20 protein-coding genes and 1 tRNA gene are annotated in these 21,076 nt (G+C 64.8%); 11 read left to right on the forward strand and 10 right to left on the reverse strand.

Annotated features, from left to right (window positions below):
• The first annotated feature begins 18 nt into the window (after window positions 1-18).
• The 4 genes from rpmA to ACZ9C1_RS22300 all read left to right on the forward strand — a co-directional run bounded on the left by rpmA (window position 19) and on the right by ACZ9C1_RS22300 (window position 3,364).
• Window positions 19-276, forward strand: a complete 258-nt coding sequence (rpmA, locus tag ACZ9C1_RS22285; protein WP_003247464.1) for a 50S ribosomal protein L27 — start codon at window positions 19-21, stop codon at window positions 274-276.
• A 188-nt stretch (window positions 277-464) separates the two neighbouring features.
• The gene (cgtA, locus tag ACZ9C1_RS22290) at window positions 465-1,688 is read left to right on the forward strand and encodes an Obg family GTPase CgtA (RefSeq protein ID WP_023631407.1); all 1,224 of its coding nucleotides are present in this window, start codon (window positions 465-467) and stop codon (window positions 1,686-1,688) included.
• An 87-nt stretch (window positions 1,689-1,775) separates the two neighbouring features.
• Window positions 1,776-2,894, forward strand: a complete 1,119-nt coding sequence (gene proB / locus ACZ9C1_RS22295) for a glutamate 5-kinase (RefSeq protein ID WP_110702511.1) — start codon at window positions 1,776-1,778, stop codon at window positions 2,892-2,894.
• A 5-nt stretch (window positions 2,895-2,899) separates the two neighbouring features.
• Window positions 2,900-3,364, forward strand: a complete 465-nt coding sequence (locus ACZ9C1_RS22300; RefSeq protein WP_110702513.1) for a CreA family protein — start codon at window positions 2,900-2,902, stop codon at window positions 3,362-3,364.
• A 123-nt stretch (window positions 3,365-3,487) separates the two neighbouring features.
• Here the strand turns inward: ACZ9C1_RS22300 and mksF are convergent, their stop codons facing one another.
• From mksF to mksB, 3 genes are read right to left on the reverse strand one after another with little or no spacing between them, the layout of a single operon-like run.
• On the reverse strand, window positions 3,488-6,319 hold the full coding sequence (gene mksF, locus ACZ9C1_RS22305; protein ID WP_102683858.1) for an Mks condensin complex protein MksF: 2,832 nt from the start codon (window positions 6,317-6,319) through the stop codon (window positions 3,488-3,490).
• Window positions 6,316-7,023, reverse strand: coding sequence for an Mks condensin complex protein MksE (mksE, locus tag ACZ9C1_RS22310; protein WP_046857180.1), 708 nt, complete (start codon window positions 7,021-7,023; stop codon window positions 6,316-6,318). Before mksE ends, mksF begins: the two co-directional genes overlap by 4 nt.
• A complete protein-coding gene (gene mksB / locus ACZ9C1_RS22315) occupies window positions 7,013-8,299 on the reverse strand; it encodes an Mks condensin complex protein MksB (RefSeq protein WP_277502847.1) in 1,287 nt (428 codons plus the stop codon). Before mksB ends, mksE begins: the two co-directional genes overlap by 11 nt.
• A gap of 261 nt (window positions 8,300-8,560) precedes the next feature.
• Here mksB and ACZ9C1_RS22320 point away from each other — a divergent pair, with 261 nt between their 5' ends.
• Together ACZ9C1_RS22320 and rimI are read left to right on the forward strand one after the other, a co-directional pair.
• Complete coding sequence (locus ACZ9C1_RS22320) at window positions 8,561-9,352, forward strand: energy transducer TonB (RefSeq protein WP_198755564.1); 792 nt, start codon at window positions 8,561-8,563, stop codon at window positions 9,350-9,352.
• Complete coding sequence (gene rimI / locus ACZ9C1_RS22325) at window positions 9,349-9,804, forward strand: ribosomal protein S18-alanine N-acetyltransferase (RefSeq protein WP_046857177.1); 456 nt, start codon at window positions 9,349-9,351, stop codon at window positions 9,802-9,804. The genes ACZ9C1_RS22320 and rimI overlap by 4 nt, the downstream gene beginning before the upstream one ends.
• 135 nt (window positions 9,805-9,939) lie before the next feature.
• Here rimI and ACZ9C1_RS22330 read toward each other — a convergent pair whose 3' ends face one another.
• Entirely contained in the window at window positions 9,940-11,103 is a 1,164-nt protein-coding gene (locus tag ACZ9C1_RS22330; protein ID WP_102683856.1) for a hypothetical protein, read from the reverse strand.
• A 65-nt stretch (window positions 11,104-11,168) separates the two neighbouring features.
• Here ACZ9C1_RS22330 and ACZ9C1_RS22335 point away from each other — a divergent pair, with 65 nt between their 5' ends.
• Complete coding sequence (locus ACZ9C1_RS22335) at window positions 11,169-11,753, forward strand: YcbK family protein (RefSeq protein WP_177485985.1); 585 nt, start codon at window positions 11,169-11,171, stop codon at window positions 11,751-11,753.
• Here ACZ9C1_RS22335 and ACZ9C1_RS22340 read toward each other — a convergent pair.
• Window positions 11,693-12,598, reverse strand: coding sequence for a LysR substrate-binding domain-containing protein (locus ACZ9C1_RS22340; protein WP_277502853.1), 906 nt, complete (start codon window positions 12,596-12,598; stop codon window positions 11,693-11,695). The genes ACZ9C1_RS22335 and ACZ9C1_RS22340 overlap by 61 nt on opposite strands.
• 200 nt (window positions 12,599-12,798) lie before the next feature.
• On the opposite strand from ACZ9C1_RS22340, the gene ACZ9C1_RS22345 reads away from it, so the two are divergent.
• Window positions 12,799-13,413 carry a LysE family translocator gene (locus tag ACZ9C1_RS22345; RefSeq protein WP_139668546.1) on the forward strand — a complete coding sequence of 205 codons (615 nt, stop codon included), beginning with the start codon at window positions 12,799-12,801 and terminating at the stop codon, window positions 13,411-13,413.
• A gap of 54 nt (window positions 13,414-13,467) precedes the next feature.
• On the opposite strand, the gene ACZ9C1_RS22350 is transcribed toward ACZ9C1_RS22345, so the two are convergent.
• Together ACZ9C1_RS22350 and ACZ9C1_RS22355 are read right to left on the reverse strand one after the other, a co-directional pair.
• Window positions 13,468-13,544 (reverse strand) — tRNA-Met (locus ACZ9C1_RS22350).
• Window positions 13,545-13,641: 97 nt separating this feature from the next.
• Window positions 13,642-14,565: a FecR family protein gene (locus tag ACZ9C1_RS22355; protein ID WP_431197018.1), complete on the reverse strand. Its 924-nt coding sequence runs from the start codon at window positions 14,563-14,565 to the stop codon at window positions 13,642-13,644.
• 201 nt (window positions 14,566-14,766) lie between these two features.
• On the opposite strand from ACZ9C1_RS22355, the gene ACZ9C1_RS22360 reads away from it, so the two are divergent.
• Window positions 14,767-15,981 (forward strand): MFS transporter, encoded by a 1,215-nt coding sequence (locus tag ACZ9C1_RS22360; RefSeq protein ID WP_258701143.1) that lies wholly within the window; start codon window positions 14,767-14,769, stop codon window positions 15,979-15,981.
• A 97-nt stretch (window positions 15,982-16,078) separates the two neighbouring features.
• Here ACZ9C1_RS22360 and ACZ9C1_RS22365 read toward each other — a convergent pair whose 3' ends face one another.
• Together ACZ9C1_RS22365 and ACZ9C1_RS22370 are read right to left on the reverse strand one after the other, a co-directional pair.
• Window positions 16,079-16,342: a DUF3077 domain-containing protein gene (locus ACZ9C1_RS22365; protein WP_102683851.1), complete on the reverse strand. Its 264-nt coding sequence runs from the start codon at window positions 16,340-16,342 to the stop codon at window positions 16,079-16,081.
• Window positions 16,343-16,369: 27 nt separating this feature from the next.
• Window positions 16,370-16,612 (reverse strand): hypothetical protein, encoded by a 243-nt coding sequence (locus tag ACZ9C1_RS22370; RefSeq protein ID WP_277502862.1) that lies wholly within the window; start codon window positions 16,610-16,612, stop codon window positions 16,370-16,372.
• Between the two features lie 440 nt (window positions 16,613-17,052).
• Here ACZ9C1_RS22370 and ACZ9C1_RS22375 point away from each other — a divergent pair, with 440 nt between their 5' ends.
• Both ACZ9C1_RS22375 and ACZ9C1_RS22380 read left to right on the forward strand, forming a co-directional pair.
• Window positions 17,053-17,196 carry a hypothetical protein gene (locus ACZ9C1_RS22375; RefSeq protein ID WP_476254392.1) on the forward strand — a complete coding sequence of 48 codons (144 nt, stop codon included), beginning with the start codon at window positions 17,053-17,055 and terminating at the stop codon, window positions 17,194-17,196.
• 125 nt (window positions 17,197-17,321) lie between these two features.
• On the forward strand, window positions 17,322-18,479 hold the full coding sequence (locus ACZ9C1_RS22380; protein WP_277502864.1) for an MFS transporter: 1,158 nt from the start codon (window positions 17,322-17,324) through the stop codon (window positions 18,477-18,479).
• A 43-nt stretch (window positions 18,480-18,522) separates the two neighbouring features.
• On the opposite strand, the gene ACZ9C1_RS22385 is transcribed toward ACZ9C1_RS22380, so the two are convergent.
• Window positions 18,523-20,997: a TonB-dependent siderophore receptor gene (locus ACZ9C1_RS22385; RefSeq protein ID WP_476254393.1), complete on the reverse strand. Its 2,475-nt coding sequence runs from the start codon at window positions 20,995-20,997 to the stop codon at window positions 18,523-18,525.
• Window positions 20,998-21,076 lie beyond the last annotated feature (79 nt).

The following is a 21,076-nucleotide window of genomic DNA, read 5'->3' on the forward strand; positions in this document are numbered from 1 at the left end:
TTATTGGAGAATTGAACCATGGCTCACAAGAAGGCTGGTGGTAGTACTCGTAACGGTCGCGACTCAGAATCGAAACGCCTTGGCGTGAAGATGTATGGCGGTCAGGTCATCAAGCCTGGCAACATCATCGTCCGTCAGCGCGGCACCGAATTCCACGCTGGCTACGGCGTTGGCATGGGCAAGGATCACACCCTGTTCGCCAAGATCGAAGGCGTGATCAAGTTCGAGAAGAAAGGCGAGTTCATGCGCCGTTACGTGAGCATCGTCGCCGCTTAATCGCGACGTCGCTCCAGAAGCCCCGTCATGCGACGGGGCTTTTTCGTTTGTGGTGAGCCTCTTGCAAAGCTGTTTGTCTGGGCTGCCGGCGTTGGTTTCTGGTTCGTACGGGGCCGCCGCGCTCATTTTTGCAAGAGCCTCATGGTTTTCTGGTTTTCGACTCGTCGTCCGACGAGAGGCGGTTTTGAATGAAGTTTGTAGACGAAGTATCGATCCGAGTAAAAGCCGGTGACGGCGGCAACGGTTGCATGAGCTTCCGCCGCGAGAAATTCATCGAGAACGGTGGCCCCAACGGCGGCGACGGCGGTGACGGCGGCTCGGTCTACATGGTGGCCGACGAGAACCTCAACACCCTCGTCGACTACCGCTATACCCGCCACCACGAGGCCCAGCGCGGCCAGAACGGCGGCAGCACCGATTGCACCGGCAAGAAAGGCGAGGACCTGTTCCTGCGCGTGCCGGTCGGCACCACCGTGATCGACGCCTCCACCCAGGAAGTGATCGGTGACCTGGTCACCCCGGGCCAGAAGCTGATGGTCGCCCAAGGCGGCTGGCACGGCCTGGGCAACACCCGTTTCAAGTCGAGCACCAACCGTGCGCCGCGCCAGACCACTCCAGGCAAGCCGGGCGACCAGCGCGACCTGAAGATGGAAATGAAAGTCCTGGCCGACGTCGGTCTGCTGGGCCTGCCGAACGCCGGCAAGAGCACCTTCATCCGCTCGGTCTCGGCTGCCAAGCCGAAGGTCGCCGACTACCCGTTCACCACCTTGGTGCCGAACCTGGGCGTGGTCAGCGTCGATCGTTGGAAGAGCTTCGTTATCGCCGACATCCCCGGCCTGATCGAAGGCGCCTCCGAAGGCGCGGGCCTGGGTATCCGCTTCCTCAAGCACCTGGCCCGTACTCGCGTGCTGCTGCACCTGGTCGACCTGGCGCCGCTGGATGGCAGCAGCCCGGCCGACGCCGCCGAGGTGATCATCAACGAGCTGGCGCAGTTCAGCCCGGCGCTGGTCGACCGTGAGCGCTGGCTGGTGCTGAACAAGGCCGACATGATCATGGACGACGAGCGTGACGAGCGCGTCAAGGAAGTGGTCGAGCGCCTGAACTGGGATGGCCCGGTGTACGTGATCTCGGCTATCGCCAAGCAGGGCACCGAGAAGCTCAGCCATGACCTGATGCGCTATCTCGAAGACCGCGCCGACCGCCTGGCCAACGACCCGGCCTACGCCGCAGAGCTGGCCGAGCTCGACCAGCGTATCGAAGACGAAGCCCGTGCCCAGCTGCAGGCCCTGGACGACGCCCGCACCCTGCGTCGCACCGGCGTCAAGAGCGTGCACGACATCGGTGATGATGACGACTGGGATGATTTCGAGGACGACGAAGACGGCCCGGAAATCATTTACGTGCGCGACTGATCGGTTGCAGTACACTAAACGCCGCTCTCTGGAGCGGCGTTTTTGTATCCAAGGTATCTACAGATTCGACATAGGTTGGAAGAGAAGATGCGAAGCAAGGTGACTGGCGCCAAGCGCTGGGTCGTGAAGATCGGCAGCGCGCTGCTGACCGCCGACGGCAAGGGCCTCGACCGGGGCGCCATGGCGGTTTGGGTCGAGCAGATGGTGGCCCTGCGTGAAGCGGGCGTGGAACTGGTGCTGGTCTCCTCCGGGGCCGTGGCGGCGGGCATGAGCCAGCTGGGCTGGACCACGCGACCGAGCGCGATGAACGAGCTGCAGGCCGCCGCCTCGCTCGGCCAGATGCGCCTGGTGCAGGCCTGGGAGTCGAGCTTCGGCGAGCACGGCAAGCACACCGCGCAGATCCTGCTGACCCACGACGACCTTTCCGACCGCAAGCGTTACCTCAACGCCCGCAGCACCCTGCGTACCCTGGTCGACCTGGGCGTGGTGCCGGTGATCAACGAGAACGATACCGTGGTCACCGACGAAATCCGCTTTGGCGACAACGACACCCTGGCGGCGCTGGTGGCCAACCTGGTTGAAGCCGACCTGCTGGTGATCCTCACTGACCGTGACGGCATGTTCGACGCCGATCCGCGTAACAACCCCGAAGCCCAGCTGATCTACGAAGCCCGCGCCGACGACCCGTCGCTGGACGCCGTGGCCGGCGGCACCGGCGGCGCCCTGGGCCGTGGCGGCATGCAGACCAAGCTGCGCGCCGCGCGCCTGGCCGCCCGTTCCGGTGCGCACACCATCATCATCGGTGGTCGTATCGAGCGCGTGCTCGACCGCCTGAAGGCCGGCGAGCGCCTGGGCACCCTGCTGTCGCCCGAGCGTGGCATGCTCGCCGCGCGCAAGCAGTGGCTGGCCGGCCACCTGCAGACTCGTGGCACCTTGGTGCTCGACAACGGTGCCGTGAAGGCGCTGCGCGAATCGAACAAGAGCCTGCTGCCGGTTGGCGTGAAGACCGTGCAGGGCAGTTTCCGCCGTGGCGAGATGGTGGTCTGCGTCGGTCCCGACGGCCTGGAAGTGGCCCGTGGCCTGGCCAACTACAGCGCCCTGGAGGCGCAGAAGATCATCGGCCAGCCGTCGGATGCCATCGAGAGCCTGCTGGGCTACAGCGCCGAGCCTGAGCTGGTGCACCGCGACAACCTGGTGTTGGTCTGAAGGAGATGCAAGTGCTTAAAGGATTGATTGCTGCCGCCGCGCTGGCGCTGCCGCTGCTGGCCGGGGCCGAGGAAATCGGCCAGGTGTCCACCGTGTTCAAGTTCGTCGGGCCGAATGACCGCATCGTGGTCGAGGCGTTCGACGACCCGAAGGTCGATGGCGTGACCTGCTATCTCTCGCGAGCCAAGACCGGTGGCCTGAAAGGTGGGTTGGGTCTGGCCGAGGACCGTGCCGAGGCGTCGATTGCCTGCCGTCAGGTTGGGCCGATCCAGTTCAAGGGTGAGCTCAAGGATGGCGAGGAGGTGTTCAAGGAACGCACCTCGCTGGTATTCAAGACCATGCAGGTGGTGCGTTTCCTCGATAAGAAGCGCAACACGTTGGTGTACCTGGTGTACAGCGACCGCGTGATCGAAGGCAGCCCGCAGAATGCGGTGACGGCGATTCCGATCGTGCCTTGGGCACAGCAGTGAACTCCTGAATTTGGGGAGGCCTTCGGCCTCCCATCGCGGATGAATCCGCTCCTACAGACATTGCGCTGTCTGTAGGAGCGGATTCATCCGCGATGGGCCGCAAAGCGGCCCCAATACTCCTGATCAGGCCAGCTCTTCGGCCTCATCCTCACGCACGATCGCCTTCACCTCGTCGCGACGGCTGATGTACTTCCAGTCCGCCTCGTCGATGTAGATGCCGTTCGGCCCGCTACCACCTTCCAGGTCGATCGCCACCCGCGCCGACACCTGCGGCTTCACGCTCGCCAGGATCGGCACGAAGCCCAGCTGCTGGCTGGTCTCCAGCAACGCGGCCTGGTTGCGTTCGTCGATGTCCGCCGCCTCGTCGAGGTAGTACGGCAGGCGAATGCGCCCGGCCAGGTCGCGGTCCATCAGGTGCAGCAACAGATACATGTTGGTCAGCGCCTTGATGGTCATGGTGGTGCCGTTGGACGCGGCGCCATCGATGTCGGCGTGGATCACCGGCTGGCTGTTGATCTTGGTGATCTCGAAGGCCAGTTCGAACAGGTCCTTCAGGCCCAGCTGGTTGTGGTTGGCCGCCACCAGCCGCGCCAGGTACTCCTTGGCCTCTTCGTTCTTGTGATCCTGCTCGGCGCTCTGGGTCAGGTCGAACACCGACAGGGTCTCGCCTTCCTCGTACTGGCCGGCGCTGTGGATGATCTGGTCGATGTGCTTGAGCGCTTCCTTGTTCGGTGCCAGCACCACGCGGAAGCTCTCCAGGTTCGACACCTGGCGCTTGTTGATCTCGCGGTTGAACAGCGCCAGCTGGTGCTCGAGGCTGTCGTAGTCGCTGCGGATGTTGCGCAGGGTCCGGGCAATGTCGGTGACCGCGGCGCGGCGGGCCTTGGCCAGGGTCAGCGCTTCCTCGGTGCGGTGCGAGTAGGCGTTGATCAGCAGCTGCAGGCGGCGTTCCATGTCGTCTTCGCTGTCGAACTTGGCCACGCCCTTCAGGCGCACCTGGGCGTACAGCGCCTCGATCTGGTTGTCCACGCGCTGCAGGGCCTGCCAGCTGTCCTGGTAGTCGTTGAGCAGCGGCAGCAGGTTGTCCATGGAGTCGTCGATCGCCTCCATGAACGGCGTGCCGAACGGCAGGTCGGCCGGCAGCAGTTGGCGACGGCGCAGGGCGTCTTCCAGGGTGCGCTGCTTGGCTTCCAGGTCGGCGATCTGTCGGCCCACCAGTTGCAACTTGGCCGACAGCTGCTGGACGCGCTCGGTGAAGGCGTCGCTGGAGCGCTTGAGCTCGTCCTGGGCCGCTTCCAGCTGGCCCAACTGCTCCATTTTTTCCGGCTCTTCGGCGGCCAGGGTTTCGGTGCGGCGGAAGTCCTCCAGGGCCTTCTGCGCGTCCAGCACCTGTTGGTACAGCGCCTCGGTCTGCGCCTTGCTGGCGGCGCGGTCGAGGGCCACGGCTTGCTGGGTCTTGAGCTGCTTGAGCTCTTTCTCCAGGCGTTCCTTCTGGTCGCGCAGGGCGGCGCGGTCGGCCAAGGCCTGCAACGCGGGTGGGTCAATGTGCGAGATGTCGATGGACAGGCCTGGCACTTCGAAGCGCTCGCCCTTGAAGCGGTCGAGCACGCCTTCCAGGGTTTTCACCCACACGTCGCTGTCGTCCAGCTCGATGCCGCGGTCACCCATCGGCAGGCTGAACAGCGCGCCGTTGAACAGGCGCATCAGGCGGTCCACGTCCTGCTGCGAGAACTCTTCGCGCAGGCGGGCGTAGCTGTTGTTGTCGGCGTGGTCGAGCTGCTGCTTGACCGCCTTGACGCGTTTTTCCAGGTCGCGCACGCGCTCGTCGAGGTCCTCGGCGGAGAACTGCCGCGATTGGGCCAGGGCGCCGGCCAGTTCATCGTGGGCGTCCTTGGCGGCCAGCAGCTGCTGCTCCAGTACCTTGACGTCGGTGACCAGGGCGAAGCGGTGCTTGAGCACCGACAGCTCGCCCAGCCAGCGCTGGATACCGGTGATCTCGCGCTCCAGGCGCATCAGCTCCTGGGTGCCGCCGCGCTGGTCGTTCTGCAGGCGGTCCTGCTCGCCACGGTAGTGCTCGGATTGGATTACCAGCTCTTCCTTGCGCGCCATGGCGTATTCCTGCCAGGTGCCCAGCAGGTTGTCGAGCAGCGGCGAGATGCGGTGCAGCTTGCCGCGCAGGATGTCGCGCTGGGCCACGCCGCCGGCCAGGGCCTCGACCAGCGGGCCGGCAGCCACCAGGGCGTTGTAGTCGCCCTCCATGCGGCGCACGTCGCGGAACGCCTCTTCACAGGCGGCGATGTAGTCGACGCTACCTGAACGCAGGCTGTGTTCGAAGGCGTCGAGGAACAGCTGCTTGAGCTTGGCGGCGGTGATTTCGCGCATGTGCAGCAGGTTGATGAACAGCGCGCGGAAGGTCTTCAGGCTCTGTTCGCTGGTCGAGCGCAGCGGGATCAGTGTCAGGTCCAGCGGCACCGAGGTGTGGCCGCCGACCAGCAGCCGGCGCAGTTCGTCCGGCTTGAGCTCGTAGGCCTTCAGGCCATGGCGCTCGAGGTTGGTGAACAGCTCTTTCTGGCGCAGGCAGGTATCGTCTTTCTGGTAGTGGGCCAGGTCCAGTTCGCCCTGGTAGGCGAAGAACTGGTGGCCGAAGCCGCCACCCGGCCCGCGGCCGACCACGCCGATCACGTGCGGGCCGTGGGGCAGGTTCAGTTCGGTGAGGATGTAGCTGGTGTCGCTGGCGAAGTAGAAGCGCCGCGACTGCTCCAGGCTGTACTTGCCAAAGCTCATGTCGGACATGCGCGCCAGGATCGGGAACTGCAGGGCGTTGATCGACGCCGATTTACCCAGGTTGTTGGCGCCATAGACCGACAGCGGGTGTTCCAGGGGGAACAGGCCGAGGCTGTAGCCGGCGGTGTTGAGCAGTGCGAAGCGGCGGATGCCGTAGCGTTCCTGGCTCATGCGTCAATCTCCTGTTGCTCTTCGCGGATCGCCCGGGCCAGGGCATCCTCTTCGCTTTCCTCGCCGTCGAACGGGGTGAGGTCGAGCGGGTCGTCGGTGCGGTTGAGTTCTTCGGGCGTCTCTTCCACCACCAGCACGGGTACCGGCAGTGGCAGGTCGCTGTGCAGGGTGGCGGCCAGGTCGCGGTCCTGCTGGACCGACAGGCAGACGTCGAGGAAACGGTGCATCGGCGGCAGGAAGCGGTAGATGCCGCCTTCCTCATGGGCAAAGCCGAGCTGGCTCATGCGGCGCATGATCTTTTCTTCGAGCTCGTCGACGGTCTGCACTTCGGCCTGCAGGAACAGGTCGCGGTACTTGTCCAGCAGTGACGGCAGTTCGTCACGGCCGATGCTGCCACCGTCGAGCACGGCCATCGGGTCGCGCCCCTGGTCGGCGAGGTGCTCGACCAGGATGAAGGTGAACAGCGACAGGCGCTGGGCGGTCTTGTTGACCTGCGCGGCGGCCTGCTCGGGGACGAAGTAGTAGAAACCGCGGGTATCGCACACCAGCTCGAAGCCCAGGGCCTTGAACAGGGTGCGGTACTGGTCCTGGAAGTTCGACAGCTGGGCGTACAGCTCCGGGTCGCGGCGGCTGACGTGGAAGCCCTTGAACAGCTCGCGGAAGATCGGCGCGAGCTGGGACAGTTCGGAAAGATCAAGATGCATGGGTGGGGCTCGCGGTGGATTCGGTCGTGGTCGCCGGCTTGTCGCGGCTGGAGGTCAGGGCGTAGGAGTGCAGGCTGACCAGGTGTTCGCGGGTGAGGTATTGCTGGCGATCGAGGCGCTCGCGGCTGAAGCGTTTCTCGCGCGACAGACGCGAGAACCAGTACAGCAGTTCGTCGGTGGCGCCTTCAGGCTCCTGTTCCAGCAGCCAGACCATCAGGTCCGGTAGCGGCAGGGCGTCTTCGCAACGTTCGAGCATTTCCTTGACCGTGCGCGGGGCGCGGGGCAGCGGGCCCTTTTGCGTCTTGTGCGCCTTGGGGAAGCGCGCGGGCTTGGGCTCGAAGCGGGCCAGGGCGTAGACGTAGGCCTCGACCTGGCTGGCGCTGCCGAGGAAGGTGCTCTGCGGGCGGGTGAACATCGGCATGGCCGCCTGCGGCACGGCGTCGATGCCCTTCTTGCGGATCACCGACAGGGCCAGGGCGGCGCCGCGGGTCACGGCGTTGTGCCGGCGCGCCTCCTCACGCAGCGGCAGCAGCAGCTCGCGGGCGTGGCGCAAGGTCAGCTGGGCGCTGGTCTGCATCTCGAGGATGCGCGCGTGGGTACGCAGCAGCATGTCGTCGTCGACCAGATGCCCCAGGCGCGCCTGCTCGCCCAGCAGCCGCAGCAGCACGGTCTCGACCTTGCGCACGCCCTGCTCGAAGGCGCCATCGGCGTTGACCAGCTGGATCATCGGCTCGACGTATTCGTCCCAGGTCGCCAGCACTTCGGCGTAGCGCTGGCGCAGAGGGATCTGGCGGTTGCTGGTCTTGGCCCGCTCGGCCACGGCCACCAGCGCCTGCTCGTCGTTGTCGAGCTTCTTCAGTACATCGCGCACGCGCATGTCGAGCAGGCGCAACTGGCGCGCCAGGTCGTCGCTGTCGCGGTTGTCGAAGGCGTCCTGGATATGCCCGGCCAGGCGCTCCAGGTGGCGCAGGTAGGCCTCGATCTCCAGGCACAGGCCCAGCCGGTGCTCGCGGCGCAGGTAGGCGAGGAAGTCGTGGATCTGCGCGTTGAGCTCGAAACGGTTGGGGCTTTTGGCCACCGGGACCAGGATGTCCAGGCGGATCCACACGTCAAGCAGCTGGGTGATGTCCTGCGGGGTGCTTTCCACCTGCTGGCGGGCCAGTTGCTGGCGCAGCTCGACCAGGCTCAGGGTGCCCTGGTCGAAGCGCTCGCACAGCGGCTCGATCAAGGCCCAGTGTTCGGCTAGGGCGCGCAGGACGCGCTTGGGTTCGATCATTGGCGGGTCGACTCGTTGCCAAATAAAAGCGGCGATTGTACTGCATCCGGGGGGGAGGATTTCACCCCTTGGTCTGTTATGGGGATAACCCTGATCCTTTTGGGGATTCACCGGCCTCATCGCGGGGCAAGCCGCTCCCACGTCCTAAGGCAGGCGTGGGAGCGGGCTTGCCCCGCGATGGCCGACAATCTGTTGCGGCGCATCCAGGTCAACAGCGTTAGAATGCCCGACTGTTTCGACTATCCACCGGATACCCGCGCCTTGCTGATCGAGTCCCGCCGCCGCGCCTACCTGTCCGCCATGCAAGTGGTGCACTGGCTGCCGCGCGCCGAACTGCCGTTCGCCGCGCCGTCGCGGCCAGAGCTGCTGTTACCGGTGGCGCCGGTCGATGAGGTTGACTTCGAGGTGAGACCGGCCGCTCCTGCAGCTGCGCCGAGCGCCACCCCGGCAGCCCCTCAGGCGCGTGCCGAGAGGCCGAAGATCGAGATCCCGCGCCCGGGCAGTGCGCCGAAACCCGCCGCCAAGCCGGTCGAAGCCGAGGCAGAGCCTCCCGCGTCGCGTCCGGCGCCCGTGCCACCACCACGCTTCGCCCTGCAGTTGCTGCGTGCCGGCGACTGCCTGTTGCTGGTGGAGCTGGCCACCGGCCAGCCGTTCCAGAGTCGCGACCCGTCCTACCTGCTGCTCAAGGACATGCTACGCGCCGCCGGCCTGCCGGACGCCCCGCAGATCATTGGCGAGCCAGTACGCTGGCCGTTGCTGATGCGCGGCAACATGGACCAGGGCCCGGACGCCGCCCGGGACTTTGTCCAGGGCTTTATCGCCGCGCGCCTGGAAGAGGCGCCGTGCGCCTGCCTGTGGCTGATCGGCCTGCCGGCCATTCGCTTCGCCGGCCAGGCCGACGACGAAGCCTATTACCGAGAACTCAAGGTCGACCTGCTTGGCGATGCCTGGGCCTTGCCCGGCCTTGAACTGTTGATGGACGAGCCGCAGCGCAAGGCGGACGTCTGGAAAGCCATGCGCCAGCTGATGGCGCGCTGGAAATGTGTTGAATGAGTGACTCGATCAGTTTCCGCCCGGCGACCGAGGCGGATCTGGATACCCTGCTGAAGATCGAATATGCCGCCTTCAGCCATCCCTGGACCCGCGGCATCTTTCAAGATGCACTGAAGTCCTACGAAGTGTGGCTGATGTTCGACGGCCAGCAGCAGGTCGGCCACGGCGTGATCAACGTGATCATCGATGAGGCGCACCTGCTCAACATTACCGTCAAGCCGGAAAACCAGGGCTGTGGCCTGGGCCTGCGCCTGCTCGAACACCTGATGGCGCGGGCCTACCAGCTCAATGGTCGTGAGTGTTTCCTGGAAGTGCGCGCCAGCAACCAGTCGGCGTATCGCTTGTACGAGCGCTATGGCTTCAATGAAGTCGGTCGGCGCCGTGACTACTATCCGATGGCGGGTGGGCGGGAAGATGCGCTGGTGATGGCCTGTACGCTGCTCGAAGATTGATTTCGCGAGCTGTCTTGTAGTGGGGCCGCTACGCGCCCATCGCTGGCAAGCCCGCACAAAGATGGCGTCAGGCGCCCGGTGAGGGCGCCGGCTTGCCGGCGATAGGGCCGCATCGCGGCCCCTTGTGCAAGTGATTCAGATCTCTGGGTGCTGCACTTCGATTGGTTTACGCAGATCTCGCAAGCTGCGCGTCACCGCCCCGGTATTGCACTTGGCCGCCGCCTGCTCCGGGGTCATCTCGCGAATGGTGCGGTAGAACAGTTCGCAGGTCTGCTTCTTCTGGGTGACCTGCCACTTGCTGGTGCAGGCATCCAGGGTGAGCTTGGCATCGGCCTGGGGGTTGCGCCCCATGCCGGCCTGCCAGCAGGCTGCGGAGAGGTCCTGGCCCATCATCTTCAAACCGGCCGCGTCGGCCTTGTCCTGGTCGCCGTCGTAGCTTTTCGGGTCGGCGGCGTACCAGATCGCGCTCGGGTGGTTGGCGCCGAGCACGGGCACCTTGGCGCTGTTGGCCTCGGGGCTGATGCTCACCAGGCCGAGCACGTTCACCTTCGGCCCATACTGTTGCTGGATCCAGGCCCGTACCGGCGCGCCGAACGCGACCATCGGCAAGGCGCCTTTGCCATCGTGGGTCAGGGCCACTTCCTTGACCATGCGCACCTGGTAGTCGTTGAAGTAGCTGTAGACCCCTTCCAGGTCCTTGCCGGCGCTGGCCGGCGCGGCGATCGGGGCGATGTCGACGATGGTCTGGTAGGCCGGGGTCTGGGTAGCCTCGACACCATTGAAGGTCAGAAGCTCCGCCCAGCGGTCGGTGGTGTTGGACTTGAGGTAGTCCTGGTAGCGGGTCAGCGAATAGTCCGGCGGGAAGTGCAGCAACTCGATGCTGCGGCGATTCTCCAGGGCCATGCCCAAGGGCAGGAACAGGTACCAGCTATAGTCCCAGCCGCCTTTCTGGTTGAGGCGGGTGGCGCCCTGGTAGGCCAGCTCGCCGCTGTCGAGCAGCTTGCGCAAGGGTTCGGCGTAGCTCGCCGGTACGTCGGTGATGCTGGCGTGCAGCTTGTCGTTGTCGCGGTTCACCGTGACCTTGGCATTGGCATAGCCGTCGCGCTGCACGCTCTGGGTGAGGTAGTGCTCGACGGTCTTCTCCAGTGACCAGTCGCGGTAGCAGATCACGTTGCAGTTGTTGGGGTAGGCGAACAACCGGGTGACCCGCTGGGCATCGCCCAGGTCGATCTGCGCGTCGGCCATGGCCAGGCCGCTGAAGGCGAGGGCGGCCAAGCCCGATACAGCAATCTTGTGCATGCTTAACTCCTTGTCAGTGGCCGCCAGGACGGCGGACCGCCCATGGTGGATGAAGAGGTGGGGGAATGAAAAGCGCCAGGATATGGCTATTGGCTAGCGCGCTGGTCGGGCTGGGTACGGTCCAGGCCGATGAACGCGATGTGTGGATGTTCGCCCAGTGGGCCGGGGACCACGAGAACCGCCGGTTTCGTGAAATGCTGGTGGACGCCCGGCTGTATGGCGTGGTGCCGATCCATCAGTTGCTGCGCTCGGCCTCGGACTGGCGCCTGTGCCAGGCTTCACCCTTTGCGGTGCCGCCGGCGAGCCATTGGCCGGCGGTGCGCTCGACGCTGGCCTTGATCCAGACCCTGGACCAGCAGGGTGTCCTGCGTCAGTTCGAAGTGGTGTCGGCCTACCGCGATCCCCGGCTCAATGCCTGTGCCGGCGGCGCGCCGAGCAGCGCGCACATGCGCGCCTTCGCCGTCGACCTGCTGCTGCCGCCCTGGGCCGACCCGAACCCGCTGTGTCGTTTCTGGCAGCAGCACGGCCGGGCCTGGAACATGGGGCTTGGCCGTTACCCCTCGGGGCGCATCCATATCGACACGGCCGGCTATCGCACCTGGGGCGGCGATGGCGGGGCCGGTTCGTCGTTCTGCAGCAAGCCCAGGTGAGCGAGGCAGATACGGCATTCTTGACCCACCCACTGGGCGAAGCGCTGGCGCTTGCTGCCGTCGTCCAGTGGTAGCGGGCTGAGCAGGTGATAGCTGGAGCCGTCGCGCAAAAAGCCGAAAGGGGCCTCCATCTGGCCGTTGCTCAGCTCATCGCACACCATCAGTGCCGAGGCGATGGCCATCCCCATGCCGGCGCTGGCGGCCTGCAGCGACAGGTAGAAGTGCTCGAAGTCGCTGCGTGTCCTGTGCGGGAGGTGCTGGCCGCTCAGGCGCAGCCACGTCGCCCAGGCATCGGGGCGAGTGCTGCTATGGAGCAGGCGTTGGCCGTTGAGGTCTGGCCTTGCTACCGGCCCGATCCACTCATCGCAGATTTTCAGGCTGTGCAGTTGACGATCCCAGTGGAAGTCGTCCCGGCGCAGTGCCAGGTCGATGCCGCCACGGGCGAAGTCCACCGGCCCGCCGGCCGCCACCAGGTGCAGTTGCAGGTCGGGGTGTGCAGCGTGAAAGCGCGGCAGGCGCGGGATCAGCCAGCGCATGGCGATGGTCGGCTCGCAGGAGACCACCAGCACGTTGTCTTCAGCCTGCTGTTGCAGGCGCTGCACGGCGCCCTCCAATTGCTCGAAGATCGACTGGGTGGTGCTGTGCAGCTCGCGACCGGCGGGGGTGAGAAAGATTGCCCGGTTGCGCCGTTCGAACAAAGCCACGCCGAGGCTTTCCTCGAGCAGGCGCACTTGGCGACTGACGGCGCCGTGGGTGACATGCAGGTGCTCGGCGGCGCGCACGAAGCTTTCAGTGCGGGCGGCGATGTCGAAGTAGCGAAAGGCGGTAAGGGGAGGCTGTTTCATGGGCTGGCCTGTTCTGGCTTTATCGCGGGGCGAGCCCACTCCCACGCGTGGGAGCGGGCTTGCCCCGCGATAGGCCAGTCGATTCAATGCAGATAGGTGAGTAAAACTAGCAGATTAGCCAGACTATAAATCGATTTTTACTCGTTCCAGGTAACAGGATAATCCCATCTTCCGTGAATTTTCATCGAGGATCCCTGTTTGTGAACGAACTCATCGCCGTTGCCCTGTTCACCATCCTGGCCGTCATCAGTCCTGGTGCCGACTTCGCCATGGTTACCCGCAGCAGTTACGCGCAAGGCCGCACGGCCGGTCTCGCCGCTGCGGCGGGCATCGCCCTGGGTGTGCAGGTGCATGTGCTGTACACCGTGCTTGGCATTGCCGTGATCATCAGCCAAACCCCCACACTGTTCCTGGCCATGAAGGTGGTAGGGGCGGGCTACCTGCTCTACCTGGGCTACAAGTCGCTGACCAATACCACGCGCATTGAGCTAGACGGCCTGTCGCAAGGTGCGTCCAGCGTGGCGAGCGCGTTGCGCACGGGCTTTCTGACCAACGCCTTGAACCCCAAGACCATGCTGTTCGTGGTCAGCGCCTATACCCAGGTAGTGCGGCCGGGCAGCCCGCTGGCGCTGGACTTCGCCTATGGTGCGTTCATGTCGTTCGCCCATTGGGCCTGGTTCAGCCTGGTGGCGGTGTTCTTCTCCAGTGCGCGATTGCGTGCGGCGATGATCGAGCGCCAGCGCACGGTTGACCGGGTAATCGGGGTGGCCTTGATCGGCCTGGGGCTGGCCGTGGTGGTGGCGGGAGTGAAGTAACGTTTTCGCGGGCAAAGAAAAAGGGCTTATCTTTCGATAAGCCCTTTTAGAAGGTGGTGGCTACACAGGGACTTGAACCCCGGACCCCAGCATTATGAATGCTATGCTCTAACCAACTGAGCTATGTAGCCAACTTGGCGCGCATTATTAGCTCGAATCGCGATCCTGTCAACAACGTTTTCAAAAAAATTTTCCAACCTTTCAAACGCTTAGCCGAGAAGGGGCGCTTCAGCGCACGATCAGCCAGTGGCCAAACAGGTTGTGCAGCCGCAATTGCTGATCGGCGGCCAGGCGCTCGAGGCTCTGCGCCGGGTGGTCGAGGTCGAAATCACCGCTGACCCGCTGGTAGGCCGTTGGCTCGTTCATCATCCAGACACGCTGGCCACGGTAGTTGGCCAGGCGCTCCAATATTTCGCCCAGCGGCAGGTTCCGGGCCTTCAACTGACCGTTGCGCCAGGCATCGACCAGCTTGGCGTCGATCTTCTCGACGGAATTGATGCGGGATTCACTGAACGTCACCCGTTCGCCGGCGCTGACCATGCGCTGGTCACCGCCCTGCAGGACCGCGGCCTTGCCGCTGAGCACCACCAGTTCGTCGTACTCGGCATGGCGGGCGATCTGCAGGCGAGTGCCGAACACCTGGATCCGGGTGTCATCGACCTGCACCTCCATGGCCCGGCCATCGAGTCTCACCTCCAGGTAGACCTGGCCCTGTACCAGATGCAACTGGCGGGTGCGGCCACGCAGGTCGACATTCATCGCGCTGGCGCTGTCCAGGTGCAGGGTCGAGCCGTCGGCCAGGCGCACGCTGCGGCGTTCGCCGCTGTCGGTGTGCAATTCGCTGCCCAGACGCTGCATCAGCGGCCAGTAAATCCAGGCGAGTGCCGCCACCAGCATCAGGAACAGCAGCGCCAGGCACAGCCCGGCACGGCTGCGGCGCACCTTGGCGACCCGTGGTCGTGGCCGGGCTGCCGGCACCTGCAACTGTTGCCAGTAAGCTTCGAGCTGGGCATACGCCCTGGCGTTGAGCGGGTCCTGGCACCAGCTGGCGAACGCCTGACGCAGGGTCTCGTCACAGCCGGGTTGGCGCAGGCGTGAGAACCAGTCCAGGGCTTCCTGCTCGGGGTCGGGCGTGGGCTGCAAGGCGGGCATCGGGCTCATGGGATCGGTCTGCTCGCAGAGGGCGGGCGGTTTCGCCCAGCGTTCACAGGGAAGAGGAGAAAGGATGCTAAATATATTGAGAATTATTTACAAGTACGTGTCGGATGGAAGGCTCGCGTAAATAAAAAGGTAGCTTCGTATCTATTTGTTTCACGATAATCGGATCCCGACCCGCAGACGGACATCCAGCCCATGGCCATCAGCAGCACACCGACTTCCAGCGCGAGTAGCCCGGCAAACCCGGCCACGCCGCTGGTGATGAGCATCATTGGTTTCTGCGCCCTGGCGCACCTGATCAACGACCTGATCCAGGCGGTTCTGCCGGCGATCTACCCGATGCTCAAGGCCAACTACAACCTGAGCTTCGCCCAGATCGGCCTGATAACCCTGACCTTCCAGATCACTGCCTCGTTATTGCAGCCGTGGGTGGGCTTCTTCACCGACAAGCGGCCCACGCCGAACCTGTTGCCGCTGGGCACCCTGTGCACCCTGGTGGGAATCGTGATGCTGGCCTTCGTTGGCAGCTTCCCGATGATCCTGCTGGCCTCGGCGCTGGTGGGCATCGGCTCCTCGACCTTCCACCCGGAGACCTCGCGCATTGCCCGGCTGGCCTCGGGCGGGCGCTTCGGCCTGGCCCAGTCGAGTTTCCAGGTTGGCGGCAACGCCGGCTCCGCCCTTGGCCCGTTGTTGGCGGCGGCAATCGTCATTCCCTTTGGCCAGACCCACGTGGCCTGGTTCGGCGTGGCCGGGCTGTTCTTCTTTGCCGTGACCCTGATGCTGCGCCGCTGGTACAAGGAGCACCTGAACCAGGCCAAGGCGCGCAAGGCGGTGCAGGCCACCCACGGCATCTCGCGGCAGCGGGTGATGATGGCCTTGGTGGTGCTGGGCCTGCTGGTGTTTTCCAAGTACTTCTACATGGCCAGCTTCACCAGCTACTTCACCTTCTACCTGATCGAGAAGTTCCAGCTGTCGGTGGCCAGTTCGCAGCTGCACCTGTTCCTGTTCCTAGGCGCGGTGGCGGCGGGCACCTTCTTTGGCGGGCCCATTGGTGACCGCATCGGGCGCAAGGCGGTGATCTGGTTCTCGATCCTCGGCGTGGCACCGTTCACCCTGGCGCTGCCCTATGCCGACCTGTTCTGGACCACCGTGCTCAGCGTGGTGATCGGTTTCGTCCTGGCTTCGGCGTTCTCGGCCATCGTGGTGTATGCCCAGGAGCTGGTACCGGGTAATGTCGGGATGATCGCCGGGATCTTCTTCGGGCTGATGTTCGGGTTTGGCGGGATCGGCGCGGCGCTGCTGGGGTATGTGGCCGACCTGCGTGGGATCGAGTATGTGTACGGGGTTTGCTCGTTCCTGCCGTTGTTTGGGTTGCTGGCGGTGTTCTTGCCTTCCACCGGCAAGCGCTGAGAGGGTAGGGGCGCTGTGCGCCCCTTTCGCCGCCGCGACAAGCCGGCGCCCGGACGTTTGTGCTCAGGCGTTTTGCCTGCGCGATGCTTTTGAGGTGTCAGCGCTTCATGCCTAGCTCGGCATCATCCATCAGCGCCTTGGCCAACGCGCTCAGGTAATACGACGCCCAGAGCAGCTGGGGCTTTTCTTCCATGATCCCGGTGATGGTCAGGTCGCGCACGCAGCCCATCAACTCCGAGGCCTGATCGCGGGCGTGCTGGCAAGGGATGCCGGGCTCGATGCAGAACAGCGGTTCGGTCATGCCTTCGCCCTGGTAGAACTTGGTCTTGCCGACGGTGGTGTGGATGTCGTCTGTGGTCATGGTTGTTCTCCCTGAAATGGTCGGTGCCTAATGCAGCGTCGGCGCCTGTGCCGGCATCTGCACCTGGATCAACGCCGCTTCGAGCAACACACGCAGCGACTCCATTTCATGCATCGACGCCGTCATCAACACGGCGGCCGGCGACCTGGGCTTGAGCTGCACGGCATGATGGGCCACGGTCAACGCGCACAGGGCGTACTCGGTGGCCTGGATGAGGGTGTCTTCGAGGGAGTGAGGGTTGTGGGGTGGATCGGGGACAATCTTAAGCATTTTGGGGCACCTGGATAGGGCCACCACACGCCTGCTGTCAAACAAGAAGGTGGCAGCTGTACATGGGTTGACAGACCGGTAGGTATCCCAAAACCCGGCGCACAAAAGTGCCCCACGCACAGCCGCCATATAAGGCTAAGCCACGGGAATAAACCTAAGTCGGCCTGTCAAAGCCGGTCGCTGATTTTGCAGCGACCGCCCGAGACTAGAGGCCAACCCAGAGCACCGCAATGGCTTGAAAGGGCTTGGGAGTATGTTTGGGAAATGGACTACAGGGAATGGGGAAAGTCTTAAAAAATCACCACTTCTCCGCTTACGACTTTCAGCGGGCGTTGTAGCGCGGCGGCGTCTACAGAGAGGGCGAAGCCACTGTGGCGATTGACGGTCTGGATCACCTTGGCCTAGAGTGCCGCCTCCTCAACTCCTGCGTAGCCGATGCAATGCGCCGTACCCGTACTCCCCGTCCACACCGCCAGCCTGTCGCCCCGACAGCGCGCCGCGCGTGGCCGAGCGACACGGTGCTCAAGCGTCGACGCAGCGTGCTGTTCGCCTTCACCTTCTCGCCACACCTTGCCCTGAACTGATCCGCGCCCCTGCGTAGCGCGCCTTCCCGGCGTGACGGCGGGCGTCTGCGTTCGAACATCTTTCAGCGGATTTTCCAGTCGGCCAGGGCCAGAGCCCCTGTTCGCCGGCTTGCAAGGAGTGGTACATGAACATGCGTTTGCTGGCGGGCCTGTTGTTCGCCGTGTCGGTGGTGGGTTTCAGCCTCGGGGCGAGCCTGCCGCTGGTGTCGTTGCGCCTGCACGAGGCGGGGGCGGGGACGCTGGAGATCGGCATCATCTCGGCGATCCCGGCGGCGGGCATGATGCTTTCGGCGTTCATGGTCGATGCCTGCTGCAAGTACCTGACCCGCCGCGTCATCTACCTGCTCAGCTTCAGCCTGTGCACCCTGAGCATCGCCTTGCTCGAGTGGGCCTTCGACTCGATGCTGTGGTTGGCGCTGCTGCGCCTTGGGCTGGGCATCGGCATGGGCATCGCGATCATCCTTGGCGAGTCGTGGGTCAACGAGCTGTGCCCGGAGCACAACCGCGGCAAGATCATGGCGCTGTATGCCACCAGCTTCACCGGCTTCCAGGTACTTGGCCCAGCGTTGCTGGCGCTGCTGGGCGCCAATAGCCCATGGCTGACCGGCGTGGTCACCCTCTGTTATGGCCTGGCCTTGCTGTGCATCCTGTTCACCGTGCCCAACGATCATGTCGAGCATGAGGAAGACGCCAAGAGCTTCGGCCTGGCCGGTTTCTTCCGTGTGGCCCCGGCCCTGTGCGTGGCGGTGCTGTTCTTCTCGTTCTTCGATGCCGTGGTGCTGTCGCTGCTGCCGGTGTACGCCACCAGCCATGGTTTCGCCGTGGGCGTGGCGGCGCTGATGGTGACCGTGGTGTTCGCCGGCGACATGCTCTTCCAGCTGCCGCTGGGCTGGCTCGCCGACCGGGTTGAGCGTACCGGGCTGCACCTGGTGTGCGGGCTGGTGGCGATGAGTATCGGCATCGCCTTGCCGTGGCTGCTGCAGATGACCTGGCTGCTATGGCCGCTGCTGGTGGTGCTCGGCGCGGTGGCGGGGGGCATCTACACCCTGGCCCTGGTGTTGATCGGTCAGCGTTTCCGGGGACAGGACCTGGTGACCGCCAATGCCAGTGTCGGCCTGTTGTGGGGCGTCGGCAGCCTGGTCGGGCCGCTGGTCAGCGGCGCGGCGATGGACGTGGCGCCCCATGGCTTGCCCATGGCGTTGGCGCTGATGGCGGGACTGTTCGTGTGCTTCGCCCGCCAGGCCTATCGCCGGGCAGGCAAGCTTCAGGCAGTGGCGGACTGATCCCCAGCCATCGCGGGGCAGGCCCGCGATGGCCATGGTCAGCTCAGAACGTTCCGCGCAAGGTCACCGACACATTGCGCGGGTCGCCCCAGTAGTACCCGGTCGGCGTTGGCGCCACCTGGCGGTAGTACTTCTTGTCGAACAGGTTGTTGGCGTTCAACTGCAACGAATAGTTGTCGTTGAAGCGGTAGTTCACCATCGCGTTGTACACCGCATACCCCGACTGCGAAGCTTCGGCTGTGCCGCTGCGGTTGTAGATGGCGCTCTGCGCCTGCACGCCGCCGCCCACGGTCCAGGCCTGCAGCTCGCCCGGCAGGCGATAGCTGGTGAACAGACGCAGCATGCGCTTGGGGTCGGTGGTGCGGATCGGGTTGCCGTTGTTGCCGGTGGTGTCCTTTAGGTATTCGGTGGTGTTGTAGGTGTAGCCGCCGGTCATGTTCCAGCCCGGCAGCACTTCGCCGGAAATCTCCAGCTCGAAGCCCTGGCTGCGGTTCTTGCCCGCGGCGACCTTGCAATAGCCGCTGGTGTAGTTGGGCAGGCACGGGTTCGGCCCGCTGAGGTCGTCCAGCGCGTTGCCGACCTGGTAGATGCGGAAGAACGCCAGCGAGGTGTTCAGCCGGCCCTCGTAGAACTCGCCCTTGATCCCGGTCTCGTAGGCTTCGCCGGTGACCGGCTCGAGCACGGAGCCGGCGGCATCGGTGTTGGTCTGCGGGTTGAAGATCTCGGTGTAGCTGGCGTAGGTGCTGAAGTTCTCGTTCAGGTCGTAGATCAGCGCGGCGTACGGCACGATCTCGTTGTCGACGCTGAACTTGCCGCTGGCCTTGGTGTTGTTCTCCTGCTCGTAGTCGTACCAGTTGGCGCGTGCGCCGATGATCGCGGTCAGCGGGTCGGCCAGGGAGATGCGCCAGGTGGCGTAGGCGCCTTCCTGGGTGGTGCGGGTGCGCACCGGGTGGGCGGTGATGTCGATGCTCGGGTTGGCCAGGCTGGTCTTCGGGTCCCAGATGCGGATGTCGAACACGCCCGATTGCACATTGTTGGTGGCCGATGCATAGGAGTCGTTGCGGATGCGCTCGACACCCAGCATCAGCTCGTGGCTGCGGCCGAGCAAATCGAACGGGCCGTTGAGGGTGGCGCTGAGGTTGTTCTGCAGGCTCTCGCCGCCATCGCCTTCGGTGACCTGGTAGCTCATCAGGTAAGGGTTGCGGGTCGGGTTGGCGGTGCCGGTGGCGCGGCTGAAGTAGGTCTGCTTGAAACCGTTGTCGTCCAGCTCGAAGTGAGTGCGCTGGGCCATCAGCTTGAGCGTCCAGTCATTGTCGAAACGGTGCTCGAGCTCGGCGAAGGTCTGCAGGTTGCTGCGGTTCCAGCGGTTCCAGTCGGCGCCCAGGTAGGTGCTGCGGCCGAACGGCAATGGCGAGCCGTCATAGTCGGCTGGCAGGTTGCCCCAGGCGCCGGTGGCGTCGAGCTGGGTCCACTCAAGGCCAGTGGTCAGGGTGGTGCTGTCGTCGAGATCGAAGGCCATGACCCCGTACAGCACATCCTTGCGCTCCTCGCGCGATTGCTGGAAGTGGTCTTTCTCGTCATGCACCGCGATCACCCGGCCACGCACGTTGCCGGTCTCGGTCAACGGCCCGGAAAGGTCGGCGACGTAGCGCTGGGCGTCCCAGGTGCCGAGGGTGACGCTGCCTTCGCCCTGGAACTCATAGGTGGGGCGCTTGCGCACCAGGTTGACGGTGCCGGAGGGGTTGCCGGCGCCGCGCAGCATGCCGGTGGCGCCGCGCAACACCTCGGCGCGGTCGAGGATCGCCGAATCGCTCTGGATGAACGAACCACCGCCGCTGCTCTGCACCACGGTGGCGCCGTCGTACTGGATGGCGTCGATCTGGTAGCCGCGTGAGTAGTACTGCACCCGCTCGCTGTCGGTCAGGTTGACCACCACGCCAGGGGTCTGCTCGAGCAGGTTGGTGAGGTTGGTGATGTTCTGGTCGTCGATGCGCTGGCGGGTGACCACGGTCACCGATTGCGGGGTGTGGCGGATGCTCTGCGGCGTCTTGCCGATGGTCACCGCACCGGTGGTGTAGGAGCCGCTGTGCTCGGTGGTCTCGCCCAGGCGGTTGCTGGAGATGCTGGTGGCGCCCAGTTGCAGGGCATCGCCCACCTCCAGGGCGGGTATCAGCAGGAAGCTCTTATCGCTTTCCTGCTGGACTTGCACATCGCTGCCCTGCAGCAGAATCTGCAATGCCTGCGCACTGTCATGCCGGCCCTGCACGCCTTGAGTGGCCTTGCCCTGCAGGCTGCCGGCGTCGAACGACAGGTTCAGCCCACCCTGGCGCGCCATCTGGTCCAGCGCGGCAGCCAACGGGCCGGCCGGGATGTTCCAGTCGCGCTGCTGGCTCTGGCTGGCGGGCGCGGCGACGGCGACTGTCGGCAGCACGCCTGCGCAGGCCATGCCCAGGCCGAGGGCGGCAGCGTGGATGGCATGGCGCAGGGTGGCATTGCGAGGGGAACACGGGCGAATCATGAAGCGCTCCTGAAGGTTGTCAGACCACTGTTCGGGCTTGTTTTCCTTCAGGCCGGACGAGAATGAGATTCCACCTCAT

The organism is Pseudomonas sp. TE21435, from assembly GCF_056279265.1.